The sequence below is a fragment of the Aeromonas sp. ASNIH2 genome (genome assembly GCF_002934795.1).
In the GTDB taxonomy this organism is placed as follows: Bacteria; Pseudomonadota; Gammaproteobacteria; order Enterobacterales; family Aeromonadaceae; genus Aeromonas; species Aeromonas caviae.
Genome location: NZ_CP026406.1, coordinates 2,253,183 through 2,266,532 on the forward strand (window position 1 = coordinate 2,253,183; position 13,350 = coordinate 2,266,532).

13 protein-coding genes are annotated in these 13,350 nt (G+C 63.0%); 6 read left to right on the top strand and 7 right to left on the bottom strand.

Going from position 1 to position 13,350, the window contains the following annotated elements; all coding sequences use genetic code 11:
- Positions 1–43: 43 nt before the first annotated feature.
- The 3 genes from C3F36_RS10570 (at position 44) to fre (ending at position 3,408) form a co-directional block, all read left to right on the top strand.
- Positions 44–1,051, top strand: coding sequence for a hypothetical protein (locus C3F36_RS10570; RefSeq protein ID WP_052815128.1), 1,008 nt, complete (start codon positions 44–46; stop codon positions 1,049–1,051).
- Positions 1,052–1,084: 33 nt separating this feature from the next.
- The gene (ubiD, locus tag C3F36_RS10575; protein WP_052815127.1) at positions 1,085–2,554 is read left to right on the top strand and encodes a 4-hydroxy-3-polyprenylbenzoate decarboxylase; all 1,470 of its coding nucleotides are present in this window, start codon (positions 1,085–1,087) and stop codon (positions 2,552–2,554) included.
- A gap of 155 nt (positions 2,555–2,709) precedes the next feature.
- A complete protein-coding gene (gene fre, locus C3F36_RS10580; protein ID WP_010672373.1) occupies positions 2,710–3,408 on the top strand; it encodes an NAD(P)H-flavin reductase in 699 nt (232 codons plus the stop codon).
- A gap of 139 nt (positions 3,409–3,547) precedes the next feature.
- On the opposite strand, the gene ubiK is transcribed toward fre, so the two are convergent.
- Positions 3,548–3,805: a ubiquinone biosynthesis accessory factor UbiK gene (ubiK, locus tag C3F36_RS10585; RefSeq protein WP_010672374.1), complete on the bottom strand. Its 258-nt coding sequence runs from the start codon at positions 3,803–3,805 to the stop codon at positions 3,548–3,550.
- Between the two features lie 377 nt (positions 3,806–4,182).
- On the opposite strand from ubiK, the gene C3F36_RS10590 reads away from it, so the two are divergent.
- Together C3F36_RS10590 and C3F36_RS10595 are read left to right on the top strand one after the other, a co-directional pair.
- Entirely contained in the window at positions 4,183–5,133 is a 951-nt protein-coding gene (locus C3F36_RS10590; RefSeq protein ID WP_043851557.1) for an IS1595-like element ISKpn3 family transposase, read from the top strand.
- Positions 5,134–5,145: 12 nt separating this feature from the next.
- The gene (locus C3F36_RS10595; protein WP_104455037.1) at positions 5,146–7,563 is read left to right on the top strand and encodes a VolA/Pla-1 family phospholipase; all 2,418 of its coding nucleotides are present in this window, start codon (positions 5,146–5,148) and stop codon (positions 7,561–7,563) included.
- Positions 7,564–7,739: 176 nt separating this feature from the next.
- Here the strand turns inward: C3F36_RS10595 and glpG are convergent, their stop codons facing one another.
- Both glpG and glpE read right to left on the bottom strand, forming a co-directional pair.
- Positions 7,740–8,573, bottom strand: coding sequence for a rhomboid family intramembrane serine protease GlpG (glpG, locus tag C3F36_RS10600; RefSeq protein ID WP_029313427.1), 834 nt, complete (start codon positions 8,571–8,573; stop codon positions 7,740–7,742).
- Positions 8,574–8,602: 29 nt separating this feature from the next.
- Entirely contained in the window at positions 8,603–8,926 is a 324-nt protein-coding gene (gene glpE / locus C3F36_RS10605) for a thiosulfate sulfurtransferase GlpE (RefSeq protein WP_005307320.1), read from the bottom strand.
- A 163-nt stretch (positions 8,927–9,089) separates the two neighbouring features.
- On the opposite strand from glpE, the gene C3F36_RS10610 reads away from it, so the two are divergent.
- Positions 9,090–9,683, top strand: coding sequence for a LysE family translocator (locus tag C3F36_RS10610; RefSeq protein WP_053288912.1), 594 nt, complete (start codon positions 9,090–9,092; stop codon positions 9,681–9,683).
- On the opposite strand, the gene C3F36_RS10615 is transcribed toward C3F36_RS10610, so the two are convergent.
- The 4 genes from C3F36_RS10615 to C3F36_RS10630 all read right to left on the bottom strand — a co-directional run bounded on the left by C3F36_RS10615 (position 9,662) and on the right by C3F36_RS10630 (position 13,340).
- Complete coding sequence (locus C3F36_RS10615) at positions 9,662–10,507, bottom strand: helix-turn-helix transcriptional regulator (RefSeq protein ID WP_104452078.1); 846 nt, start codon at positions 10,505–10,507, stop codon at positions 9,662–9,664. The two genes, C3F36_RS10610 and C3F36_RS10615, sit on opposite strands and share 22 nt — an antisense overlap.
- Positions 10,508–10,589: 82 nt before the next feature.
- The gene (locus tag C3F36_RS10620; protein ID WP_053288910.1) at positions 10,590–11,291 is read right to left on the bottom strand and encodes an ABC transporter ATP-binding protein; all 702 of its coding nucleotides are present in this window, start codon (positions 11,289–11,291) and stop codon (positions 10,590–10,592) included.
- A gap of 10 nt (positions 11,292–11,301) precedes the next feature.
- Positions 11,302–12,075: a high-affinity branched-chain amino acid ABC transporter ATP-binding protein LivG gene (livG, locus tag C3F36_RS10625; RefSeq protein WP_010672381.1), complete on the bottom strand. Its 774-nt coding sequence runs from the start codon at positions 12,073–12,075 to the stop codon at positions 11,302–11,304.
- Entirely contained in the window at positions 12,072–13,340 is a 1,269-nt protein-coding gene (locus tag C3F36_RS10630) for a high-affinity branched-chain amino acid ABC transporter permease LivM (RefSeq protein ID WP_039041002.1), read from the bottom strand. Before C3F36_RS10630 ends, livG begins: the two co-directional genes overlap by 4 nt.
- Positions 13,341–13,350: the final 10 nt, after the last annotated feature.

Sequence of the window (13,350 nt, forward strand, 5' to 3'; positions counted from 1 at the left end):
GCTTAGTAGTATGAAGCCTCGATGTCACAAGGAAAGGGACGTCATGAAGCTGGTGTTGTTCATATGGATGGGTTGGTTGTGGCTGGCGGCCCCGGTGCATGCCGATTCCCCGCCGCAATTGCAGGCTCCTCTGGTGGCGGACGAGGGACTGGATGGGCATCGGGCGTACCTGGACGGCCGTATGGCGCTCGGGCAGTTTGATGCCATGGACTCGTTGCTTGAGACCCTGTCGGTGGGGCAGCGGGAGTTCCTGTTGTTCCAGTTGCTGGGTGAGCTCAAGTCATCGGGCGCACCCAGCCCGGCGCTGCTGGCCTGGGTGCGGGCACAAGCGGCCAAGGCGCCACAATGGCTGGTGGAAGGGAAGGTGGACGGTTTCCTGGTGCAGCTACCCGCCTACGACTTCCCCGCCCAGGCCCGGCTGGTGCTGAGCCACTGGCAGCAGCTGGCCTGGCAGGACAACTATCGCCAGTTGCTGGAGCAGGATCGCTTCGACTTCAAGCAGGTCTACTACAGCCGCAATCCCGAGCTGGCACAGCAGCAGCAGGCCCTGCTGGCGGTGCTCGATCGGCAGCCGGTATCCGTGCTGCGTCGGGAGGCGCAGCGGCTTGCCGCCCTCAATCTCTTCCTGCCGGACAACCAGTTGCTGCTGCACTTCATCGAACAGACCGGGGAGACGGCACTCTACCTCAAGCTGTGGCGTCAGCCAGTGGATCACGATAGCCTGACTGCACTGCACACCATTTCCCGCTTTTATTCAGGGCAGGAGGCGAGCGATCTGCTGATCGCCGCCAGCCAGAACAGCCGCCTGATGGTCCCCGCCCTGCACCAGCTCAGCCGCCTCTCCCCCTTGCCGGACGTGGCCCAGCAGTTCCTCCTGGCCGAACTCGGCAAGCACCAGTATGGCGGGCTGGTGGCCGGCCTGTTGTTGCAGATGGACGAGCCCAGGCTCCTGGGTCAATTGGCAAACCGGCTGACGCTTCAGGAACGGCGACACGCCTCGTCCGTCATGAGGTCCGATACGGGTACACCGGATACGCCGCCAGGGTTATAATGCGGGACCACCTGATCCCGCTGGGGTACTTGCATGAAATACAAGGACTTGCGTGATTTTATCGCGCAGTTGGAACAAAACGGACAGCTCAGGCGCATCAGTCGCGAGATAGACCCCTATCTGGAGATGACCGAGATCAGCGACCGTACCCTGCGTGCGGGGGGCCCGGCTCTGCTGTTTGAGAATCCCAAGGGCTACACCATGCCGGTGTTGACCAACCTGTTCGGCACACCGGACCGGGTTGCCATGGGCATGGGCCAGCCCAACGTCAGCGCCCTGCGCCAGGTGGGGACCTGGCTCTCCTACCTGAAAGAGCCGGAGCCGCCTCGCGGGCTCAAGGAGCTGATGGAGAAGCTGCCCATCTTCAAGCAGGTGCTCAACATGCCGACCAAGCGGCTCTCTTCGGCCCCCTGTCAGCAGGTGGTGCTGGAAGGGGACGCGGTGGATCTGGATCAGATCCCCATCCAGCACTGCTGGCCCGGGGATGTGGCGCCCCTGGTCACCTGGGGGCTGACCATCACCCGCGGTCCCTACAAGAAGCGGCAGAACCTTGGCATCTATCGCCAGCAGAAGATCGGCAAGAACAAGCTGATCATGCGCTGGCTGGATCACCGGGGCGGCGCCATCGATTTTCGCGAGTGGCAGGAGGCCCACCCGGGCGAACGCTTCCCGGTGGCGGTGGCGCTGGGCGCCGATCCGGCGACCATCCTGGGCGCGGTGACGCCGGTGCCGGACAGCCTCTCCGAATACGCCTTTGCCGGTCTGCTGCGGGGCAGCCGTACCGAGGTGGTGAAGGCGCTGAGCTGCGATCTGGAAGTGCCCGCCAGCGCCGAGATCGTGCTGGAAGGCTATCTGGAGCCGGGGGAGATGGCCCCCGAAGGGCCTTACGGCGATCACACCGGCTACTACAACGAAGTGGACGAGTTCCCGGTCTTCACCATCACCCACATGACCATGCGCCGGGATGCCATCTACCACAGCACCTACACCGGCCGTCCGCCCGATGAGCCGGCGGTGCTCGGGGTGGCGCTCAACGAGGTGTTCGTGCCGCTGTTGCAGAAGCAGTTCCCCGAGATAGTGGACTTCTACCTGCCGCCGGAGGGGTGCTCCTACCGGATGGCGGTGGTGACCATCAAGAAGCGTTACCCTGGCCACGCCAAGCGGGTGATGCTTGGAGTCTGGTCCTTTCTGCGCCAGTTCATGTACACCAAGTTCGTGATCGTCTGCGATGACGACATCAACGCCCGCGACTGGAAGGACGTGATCTGGGCCATCACCACCCGGATGGACCCGGCTCGGGACACCACCCTGATCGAGCACACCCCCATCGACTACCTGGACTTCGCCTCGCCGGTCTCCGGGCTCGGCTCCAAGATGGGGCTGGATGCCACCAACAAGTGGCCGGGGGAGACCAATCGCGAGTGGGGTCAGCCCATCGTCCAGGACGAGGCGGTAAAGCAGAAGATCGATGCCATCTGGGACGAGCTGAAGATCCTCGACTGAGGGATCCCCGATGCGGCGCGGCCATTGTGACGCAAAAGTGCGGTATTGCCGTGCCGAATTGGGTATGCTCGACAGACCTGACCACCAACTGGTCGCCATAAAAACAGTGAAACCATGAGCGAAGCGGGCCGGGCAGGCCCCTCACAAGGACAAGAATGCAACGTATCAAGTGCCGCGTAGAGGAACTGCGCGAATATGTCGACACCATCTGGCACGTGGCGCTGGCGCCGCAGCAGGAGGTGAGCTTCAAGCCGGGCCAGTATCTGCTGGTGGTGATGAGCGATTCGGACAAGCGCCCCTTCTCCATCGCCAACTCGCCGACCCGCTCCGGCGTGCTGGAGCTGCAGATCGGTGCCACTCCCGAGAATGCCTATGCCGGTCAGGTGCTGGCCCGCATGCGCGAGCAGGGAGAGATCGAGGTCGAGCTGGCCGCTGGCAAGGCGTTCCTGCGCGACGAATCCCCCCGACCGCTGATCCTGATGGCGGGCGGCACCGGCTTCTCCTATGCCCGCGCCATCCTGGAATACCTGATCGGCAGCGGCAGCAAGCGTCCGGTGTTCCTCTACTGGGGCGTACGCCAGGCGCACTGGCTCTACGAGCTGGAGCAGATGCAGCAGTGGGAGCGCGACTACGCGCCGCTGACCTTCATTCCCGTGGTGCAGGAGCCCGAGAGCGACTGGACCGGCAGGACCGGGCTGGTGCACAAGGCCATCATGGATGACTTCGTCAGCCTGCATGACTACGACATCTATGTGGCGGGCCGCTTCGAGATGGCCGGTGCCGCGCGGGAAGAGTTCAAGGTGCTGGGCGCCGAGCCCGAGCGCATCTTCGGCGATGCCTACGAGTTTATCTGACCACGGCCAACCGCAGAGCGTCGATCTGCCCCCTTATCGTCTTGCGAGAGAAGGGGGGATGAGAAACTCGTTGTCCCCATAAAAACGACAAACCCCAGCCTGGCTGGGGTTTGTGCTATCTACGGCGGGTCACGCCGGATCATTCGCCCTTGGCAGCGAGCTGCTGCTCGAGCTGGGCCAGCTTGGCCTCGAGGGCGGTCAGCTTCTCCCGGGTGCGCAGCAGCACCTTGGTCTGCACGTCGAACTCCTCGCGGCTCACCAGATCCAGCTTGTTGAGCTGAGCCTGCAAGACCTGACGGGTCTTTTTCTCCACCTCTTCACCCATGCTGCGAATGCCGGGGGGCAGGGCGTTGTGTATCTGTTTGGCGATCTCTTCCAGTTTTTTCGGGTCGATCATGGGGGTCTCCTTAAGCAATGGCGCCATTCTACCGACAAATCGTCCCCTTTGCCGAGATCGGGGCGGCTTTTTGCGCCATGGATCCCATCGGGCTCTGGTCGGGTCTGGTTGATGTACCCTGGCTGCTACCCTGTGACACCGGGAATCAATTCCAATTCCTTGATGGTGTACACAAAAAAATCAGATCAGATGACTGACCAGAGGCTTATTAATTGTTGCGTTGCTGTTAATATGATTCGGTCGGGTTTGAACCCTACCCCGTCAGGCTCATCATGGATAACAACATAAAAGAGATAAGGATACCTGATTACCCATGATTAGCAGTCAGTTACCACGAACTATACTGATCTTACGTACAGTTATCGAGGTGCGAGATCATGGCCAAAAGCAAAATCCAATTCCAGAAAGGCTACAGCCTGTTTGAGTTTCTCAAGGACTATGGCACTGAGGCTCAGTGCGAAAACGCGCTGTTCACTTGGCGTTTTCCTAACGGCTTTGTCTGCCCTGAATGTGCCAACAAGACCTGTTGTCGCCTGAGAAGGCGGCCACGTGTGTGGCAATGCAATCACTGCCGTCACCAGATGTCATTGACTGGAAACACGATTTTCGCAAACACCAAGCTCCCACTGACCAAGTGGTTTCTGGCAATGCACCTGTTGTCACAAACCAAAACAGGCTTGTCAGCGATGGAGCTAAAGCGCCAGTTGGGCGTCAAATATGACACCGCCTGGATGCTCAAGCACAAGCTGCTGCAAGCCATGAAAGAGTCCGATGACAAGCAGCCCATCAGCGGCATCATTCAGCTCGATGATGTCTACTGGGGTGGCGAGCGCCGTGGTGGCAAACGGGGTCGGGGCGCGGCAGGCAAGACGCCGTTTGTGGCAGCAGTGGCCCTGAACAAGGAAGGACATCCAATCAAGATGCGGATGACGGTGGTCGATGGTTTCAAAACCAAGTCCGTTGCTGATTGGGCAAAACGGCATATTGCCAGTGGTAGCGCGGTGATATCCGATGGATTGGCCTGTTTCAAAGCGGTCAAGGAGGCCAATTGTGAGCACCTGGGAGTTGTCACCGGGGGCAACCTGGACTGGCTGGATCATCCGGCATTCAACTGGGTAAACACGATGATAGGAAATGTGAAAAACTCGCTGCGGGGCAGTTGCCATACGCTCGGAGCGAAGCATTTACCAAGGCATCTTGCGGAATACTGCTTCCGGTTTAATCATCGTTTTGACCTCAATAGCATGTTGGTAGAATTGGGGCATGCAGTCGTGGCAAGCCCTCCGATGCCATATCGGCTCTTGAAGCTGGCTGAGGGTCATGGGTAATCAGGTAAGGATATGAAGAAAAAGCTAATTTACGCGGCCGTCGTCAGTGCGCTGCTGAGCGGTTGTGGTGGCAGTGACGACAACACAGGCGATATCTCAAGCTATCTCGATTATCTGCTGAGCGGCTCCAATGCAGTCCGACCCAGCGCCCTGGCAGCCCGTGCGACCGACGGTACCCTGAAATTCTCCACGGAAACGGCGGATCTCTCCAACCCGGTGTCCGCCCTCTCCACCTTGGATGGCTGGTCGACTACCCAGGCGATCCAGATAGTGCCGGTGACGGCCTCCGGCATCCAGGTCAAGGCGCCGGCCGCTGCTGAATTCGCAGCCTCCGTGGCCCCCCTCTACCTGATGGAGCTGGAGTTTGACAGTGCGGCCCTGCGTCCGAGCGGCGTGAAAAAGGTGCTGACCTACGGGGTGGACTTCGTGGTGGCCGAGACGACCGGGAAGCTGAATCTGGTGCCGCTCAAGCCGCTCAACCCCTCTTCCTACTACATGATAGTGGCGACCGATACCCTCAAAGACAGCACGGGTGCCCCCCTGCGACCGGGTAGCGACTACAGCAACTACAAGACCAGCACCGGCAGCAACGCCCAGGAGCAGACCATCAGCGGCCTGATTGCGCTGCAGGAAGGGCTGTTCAAGGCTGCCACCGGCATCACTAGCGACCACGTGATCTTCTCCGACTGGTTCGGTACCCAGTCCGGCGCCGACGTGCTGGTGGCGGTGAAAGGGGCGGCCGCATCCGTGCTCAAGAGCCCGACCCTGGACGCTGCCGCCCTGTGGAAGCAGGACGCCTTGGGCAATACCAGCCTGCCTGGCACCTATACCCTGTCGGTGAGCGGCGGCAGCCCCTTCCTGACCCAGCTGGACGCCGAGAACTTCCTGCCCCAGGAGCAGAAGGATGCGATTGCCGCCGCTTTTGGTGACGGCACTCCACTCCACAATCTGGCCTTGGGTACCACCGTCTACAGCGGCACCGTCAAGCTGCCCTACTTCCTCTCCTCCCCGACCACCGCCGGCTCCTGGGACAAGGCGAAGACCCAGTCCTGGCACGGTGCCATCCCCAGCCTCTACGCCATCGCGAACGCCCTGAAGGCCCAGGATGCCGAAGTGATCGGCGGCCTGGTGGGGGCGGGTGTGGATCCGGCCCTGCTGGGCGAACTCATCGCCGATCCGAGCCGTCAGGCCGAGCTGCTGGCGGAGGCGAGCAAGTTGATCGGGGTGACCCTCACCTCCGGCGGCAAGGCGCTGGATCCCGAGATGAATATCGGGCGCTTCAACCCGCTGCCGGCATTGGAAGAGGTGCAGTCCGTCCCGATGCGGATCTTTGCCGCCGCACCGCTGGCGAACATCACCGACGTGATCATATATCAGCACGGCGTCACCTCGGTGAAGGAGAACGCCTACGCCCTGGCCCTTGGCCAGATTGGTGCCGGTGCCCAGGCGAGCAAGAACGTGGCCGTGGTGGTGATCGATCATCCGTTGCACGGTGAACGCGGCTTCGCCCTGACCGGCAGCATGGACTCGGTGACCACCTCCGACAACCCGACCCCCTACCTGAACCTGAGCTACCTGACCGTGGCCCGCGACAACCTGAAACAGAGCGTGGCGGATCTGCTGGGCCTGCGTCTGGCGGTGGGGCTGGCCAATGCCAAGGGGGCTATCGGCACCGCTGGCAGCCTCAAGGTACACTTCCTGGGTCACTCTCTGGGTGCCATCGCGGGGGCCAACCTGCTGGCGGTGGCCAACCAGTCTGTTGGCAACCCGACGGCAGACGCCCTGTTCAAGTTCGACACTGGCGGCCTGGCCATGCCGGGTGGCGGCATAGCGCCGCTGTTGCTGAACTCGCCGACCTTCGGCCCGACCATCCAGATGAGCGTGCTGACCGCTGGCAGTGCGGCCCTGAAGGCAGCCTTCACCGCCTACGCCCCGAACTGCAAGACGGCGGTGCCGACCTGCTTCGTCAACGAGTTCCTGCCGAGCCAGGATGCGGCCACCCAGGCCACGGCGGCCAGCACCCTGCAGAGCTACAGCTTCGCGGCGCAGTCGGTGCTGGATTCGGCAGACCCCATCAACTTGGGGAGCGGCATCGCGGCGGACTTCCCGCTGTTTGCCACCGAAATCGTCGGCGACGGCGCCCTGAGCCTGTCGGATCGAGTGATCCCGAACAGCATCGCCACCGCCCCGCTGGGTGGCACCGAGCCGCTGTTCAAGGTCCTGGCCCTGCAACCGCTGACCGCCACCGGCGCCGCCAACCACAGAGCGGCCCGCTTTGTGGCCGGGGGGCACAGCTCGCTGCTGGCACCTGACGAGAACTTCGATCCGACCGGCGCCGTCACCACCGAGATGCAGACCCAGTTCGGCAGCTTCTTCGCAAGCGGCGGTACCGCGGTCAAGGTGACCGACGGCAGCCTGCTCAAGCAGTAAGCCGGCCGACCAATAAAAACGCCGCCCCTTGGGGCGGCGTTTTTTTATGGCAAATCGGCTCAGGCTGGCCTGTGGTGCCTGTCCAGCCAGCCTTGGGCAAGGCCGACCAGCAGACCCGCCAGGTGAGCCATGTTGGTGGTCGCTTTGGTTGCCGAGCCGTTGCCGGCAACCAGGCCTCACCCCGGCCTGTGGTGCCTGTCCAGCCAGCCCTGGGCAAGGCCGACCAGCAGGCCGACCAAATGGGCCATGTTGGCGGTGGGGGTGCCGAGCATGTCCAGGAAGCCGAGTACCAGCCAGACCAGCATGAAGCCCATCAGGGCTGGCGGCATGGCGAGGCCGCAATCCGGTTGCAGCCTGGTTCGCAGCCAGCTGTAGCCGAGCAGGGCATAGACCACCCCGGAGAGGCCGCCAAAGCGCGGGCCGCTGACAAAGAACTCGGCGATATTGGGCAGGGCAGCCCCGACGATGAGCAGGATGAACAGCTTGCCGCTGCCGAGGCGCTGCTCTATCTGGCCACCGAGATACCACCACCACAACAGGTTGAACACCAGGTGCAGCACCGAGAAGTGGATGAAGGCCGGGGTGACGTAGCGCCAGGCCTGCCAGTCGGTGAACTGGGCCAGGGTGGGGTGGAAGGCGAGCTCGTCGAAGATGGGCAGGCCGATGGCATCCAGAGCGTAGATGGCCAGGCAGGCGATGATGACCACCAGGGTCAGGGGGCCCGCCTGGTGGAGGAAATCGGTGACCGGATCCGTCATCCCCTTGCTGTAGTCGATCCGGGCATCGGCATGGCCGGATTGCCAGGAGGCCTCCATGTAGCGGGGGTGATTGGGTTCGCTCAGGAAGCGCTTGACCTCCTGCTGGGCCTGGGCGAGGCGCCGTTCGTCTGCCAGCCAGACCGAGACGCCAAGCTCTGACTGGGTCAGCTCGCACGGAATGCCCAGGGTAGCGAGATAATCCACCAGCGCCTGGGCCATGCGGGCGTCACCCAGCACCAGCAGTTGGATCATGCCGGTTGAGGAGGAGCGACCCGCCTCTGTCATGCGTCCCCCGCCTGGATGGGGAACTCCCTGCGCCAGGCCTCGAAACCGCCATCCAGGCTATAGACCTCGTCATAGCCTTGTTGCAGCAGGTACTGGGCCGCCCCCTGGCTGCTGTTGCCGTGATAGCACATCACGATGACAGGGGTATCGAAGTCCACCTCGTTCATAAAGCGAACCAGGGTGCCGTTGGTAAGGTGGAAGGCGCCGACTGCGTGGGCCGTCTCGAAGGATTGGGGATCGCGAATGTCCACGAGACGGGCTTCGCCTGCGCTCAGCTTCTGGTGGGCATCATGGGCGCTGATATGGGCAAACTGGTCCATTGAGATGTCCTGAAAATGGAAGGTTGAAGGGCAGTTTACCGCAAGCGGCGGTTTGCGCTAAGTGTGCAATGGAGGCGGCATCCAGGGGATCGCAATTTTCTTCAATATCGGGCCGCCCGGGCCGGGTAGGCTCGGGCTTCCCTCAATTGAATGAGCATCATCCATGGAATTCAGTCTGCTGTTATCCATGGCCGGGTTTGCCCTGGCCATGTCCATCTCCCCGGGGCCGGTGAATCTGGTCGCCCTTGGCACCGGCGCCCGGTACGGTTTCACGGCCAGCCTGCGCCACGTGGTGGGGGCCACCCTCGGCTTCATCCTGCTGCTCCTGCTGATGGGGCTGGGTCTTGGCGGCGCCCTGTCCCGCTGGCCTGTGGCGCTGGGGGCCATTCACTGGGGCGGCGTGCTCTTTCTCGGCTGGATGGCCTGGCAGTTGCTGGTGGACAGCGGCGAGGTGAAGGAAGTAGAGGGTGTGCCCCCCGCTTTCTGGTACGGGGCCTTGATGCAGTGGCTCAATCCCAAGGCCTGGCTCGCCGCCAGCATGGGGATGGGAGCCTATGGGATCGCGGGCGGCATGAGCCAGATCGCCCTCTTTACCGGCATCTATCTGGTGATCTGCCTCGGCTCCATCGCCTGCTGGGCCTATGCGGGCAGCCGATTGCAGGGGTGGCTGGTCTCTCCTCGCCGATTGCGCTGGTTCAATCGGGCCATGGCGCTCTTGCTGCTGCTCAGCGCCGCCTATCTGGTGCGCTCGTCCTGAGGGACGAGCTGCGCTTTGTACTGGCCCGGGGTGGCGGCCACCCGGCGTTTGAACTGGCGCTGGAAGTGGGCCTGATCGGCAAAACCGCTGGCAAGGGCCACTTCCGCCAGGGGCTGCCCCTGGCGCAGCAGGGTGCGGGCGTGGCGAATGCGCTGATCGAGCAGGTAGGCGTGGGGCGTCATGCCGTAGTGGCGGCTGAAGGCGCGCACGAAGTGGGAAGGGGTAAGCCCGGCCACCGCACTCAGCTGTGCCAGGGTGAGGGCGCAGGCACTCTCGTCCTGCATCAGCTCGGCGGCTCGCTGCAGGTGCCGGGGAGGGCGGTCATCCCACTTGGCCGGGGTGAGCCTGGCCAGAAGCTGGCGGCTGAAGAGGTGGCAGGCCACTTCGCGAGCCAGGGGATCCGGCTCCTCCACCAGTTGCCGATGAAGCCGGCAGAGCCCCTGGTAGAGCAGGGGATCCCGGCTTGCGGTCATGTCGAAGGGGCGAAACGCGTTGCCGAGCCCGGCCTCCTCCTGCTGGCGCTGCAACCAGAGGTTGTCGATGTAGAACATCAGATAGGACCAGGGCTGGTCCGCGACGGGATTGCAGGCGTGCACCTCTTCCGGGTTCATCAACACCAGGCTGCCGCGGCCGACCTCTTGCAGGCTGCGCTGGTTGAGGTAGTGGCTGTGGCCGCCGGTGATGGCGCCGATGGAGAAGTGGGGGTGGCTGTGCTTGTCATAGCAGACGCGCCGGCCATCCTGCACCGCCCGCGCCTCGATGAAGGGCAGGGCGGGATCGTGCCAGAAGTGGTGCTGATCCTGCGTCGCCCGCGCACGGCTCACGATGTGCTCCTCGGCGGGGGGCTGTTCCCCTGCCTGGCTCGGGGAGCGCGGCAGGGGAAGGGTGACGATGGTTGCTGCATCCTCAGCCGCCGAGATAGGCCTGGCGGACGGCGGGGTTGGCCAGCAGGGCCTCTCCCGTGTCTTGCAGCACCACCCGGCCGTTCTCCAGCACATAGCCGCGATCCGCCAGCTTGAGCGCCTGGTTCGCGTTCTGCTCCACCAGGAAGATGGTCATCCCCTTCTGGCGCAGTTGCTCTATGGTGTCGAAGATCTGCTGGATGACGATGGGCGCCAATCCGAGGGAGGGTTCATCAAGCAGCAGCAGGCGCGGCTTGCTCATCAGGGCGCGGCCGATGGCCAGCATCTGCTGCTCGCCGCCGGACATGGTGCCTGCCCGCTGCTCCAGCCGCTCCTGCAGGCGGGGGAACAAGGTAAATATCTGATCCAGCAGGCCGCGCTGCTCCGCCTTGTCGACGAAGAAGGCCCCCATCAGCAGGTTCTCCTCCACCGTGAGGCGGGCGAAGATGCGGCGCCCCTCCGGCACCACGGCGATGTCCTTGCGCATGATGCGGGCGGTGGTGAGAGAGTCTATTTGCTCCCCCTCGAACCAGATGGAACCGCTGCTGGGCTTGGGCTCGCCACACAGGGTCATCAGCAGAGTGGTCTTGCCGGCGCCGTTGGCGCCGATCAGGGTGACGATTTCCCCCTCTTTCACCTCGACGCTGACGTCGTGCAGCGCCTGAATTTTGCCGTAGTGGGTCGATACGTTGCGAAGTTCTAACATCTTTTTGTCCTTACGACTCGCCCAGATAGGCCTTGATCACCGCCGGATTGCTGCGGATTTCGTCCGGTTTGCCGTGGGCCAGCGGGGTGCCCTGGTTGACCACGAAGATGCGGTTGGAGATCTCCATCACCAGCTTCATGTCGTGCTCGATCAGCAGCACCGAGACCCCGAACTCGTCCCTCAGGTTGGAGATGAGCTCGTTGAGCTCGTCGGTCTCCTTGGGGTTGAGGCCTGCGGCCGGTTCATCCAGCATCAGCAGTTCGGGCCGGGTCGCCATGCAGCGGGCGATCTCGAGGCGGCGCTGCTGGCCGTAAGCCAGGTTGCCCGCGGCGCGGTTGGCGAGATCCTTGAGGCCCACCTTTTCCAGCCAGAAGGCGGACTGCTCCAACCCCTCTTTCTCGGCACGGCGGAAGGAGGGGGTCTTGAACAGGCCGGCGATGAAGCCGGTATTGAGATGCCTGTGCTGGGCCACCAGCAGGTTTTCCACCGCCGTCATCTCCTTGAACAGGCGCACGTGCTGGAAAGTCCGCACTATGCCCTTGCGGGCGATGAGGTGGCCGGGCAACCCCTGGATCTCCTCACCCTTGTAGCGAATGACACCGCCACTCGGGCGATAGAAGCCGGTCAGGCAGTTGAAGATGGTGGTCTTGCCCGCCCCGTTGGGGCCGATGATGGAGATCACCTCCCCCTTTTCCACATCCAGCTTGACGCCGTTGACCGCGAGCAGGCCGCCAAAGCGCATCGACAGATCTGAGACATCCAACAATGGTTGATTGTTGCTCATTTACGCAGCTCCATATGGGGTCGACTCATGGGCAGCAGTCCCTGCGGCCGCCAGATCATCATGAATACCATCAAGAGACCGAACATCAGCATGCGATATTCGTTGAACTCGCGGGCGAGCTCCGGCAGCACCGTCATCACGATGGCCGCCAGCACCACCCCGATCTGGGATCCCATGCCCCCCAGCACCACAATCGCAAGAACGATGGCCGACTCGATAAAGACGAAGGATTCCGGGCTGATGAAGCCCTGGCGCGAGGCGAAGAAGCTGCCGGCAAAGCCCGCGAAGCAGGCGCCTATGGTGAAGGCGGTCAGCTTGATGATGGTGGGGTTGAGCCCCAGGGACTTGCAGGCGATCTCGTCTTCCCGCAGCGCCTCCCAGGCACGGCCGAGCGGCATGCGCAGCAGGCGGTTGATGACGAACAGGGTCGCCACTACCAGCACCAGGGCCATCAGGTAGAGGAAGATCACCTTGTGGTTGGCGTTGTAGGCGATGCCGAAGAAGTCGTGGAAGGTGCCAAAGCCCCCATCCTTGACGGTGCGGTTGAACTCCAGGCCCCCCAGGGTCGGTTTCGGAATGCCGGAGATCCCGTTCGGACCGCCGGTCAGGGTGGTCATGTTGTTGAGCAGGATGCGGATGATCTCGCCAAAGCCCAGGGTGACGATGGCCAGGTAGTCCCCCCGCAGCCGCAGCACCGGGAACCCGAGCAGGAAGCCGAAGGTGGCCGCCAGCAGACCTGCGATGGGCAGACACTCCCAGAAGCTCAGACCGAAGTAGGTGTTGAGCAGGGCGTAGCTGTAGGCGCCGACCGCATAGAAGCCGACATAGCCGAGGTCGAGCAGACCGGCGAGGCCCACCACCACGTTCAGTCCCAGCCCCAGCATGATGTAAATCAGGGTGAGGGTGGCCAGATCGATGGCGCCGCGAGAGGCCATGAAGGGCCAGCTCACCGCAAACAGCAGCACCAGCACGGCGGTGAGGTTATAGAGCTTGGGGGCCTCTTCGGGGCTTGGCAGCACCAGCTTGGTGAAGCCGACGGAGAAGCCGCTGATGGAGGCCTGGAACAGGCGGCTTATCTGGCCGCGCAGCATCTGGAACCAGAAGACGATGGTGGCGCCCCCCAGCAGCCAGGCCAGCGACACATCGAGGCGGCTCACCACCAGCAGGCGGGAGCCATCGGTCTCCAGCTTGAAGCCGAGCAGCCAGAAGGAGAGCACCAGCAGCACCAGGCTGGCGATGCAGGCATGGATAAATTGACGTTTCATCAGACTTTCT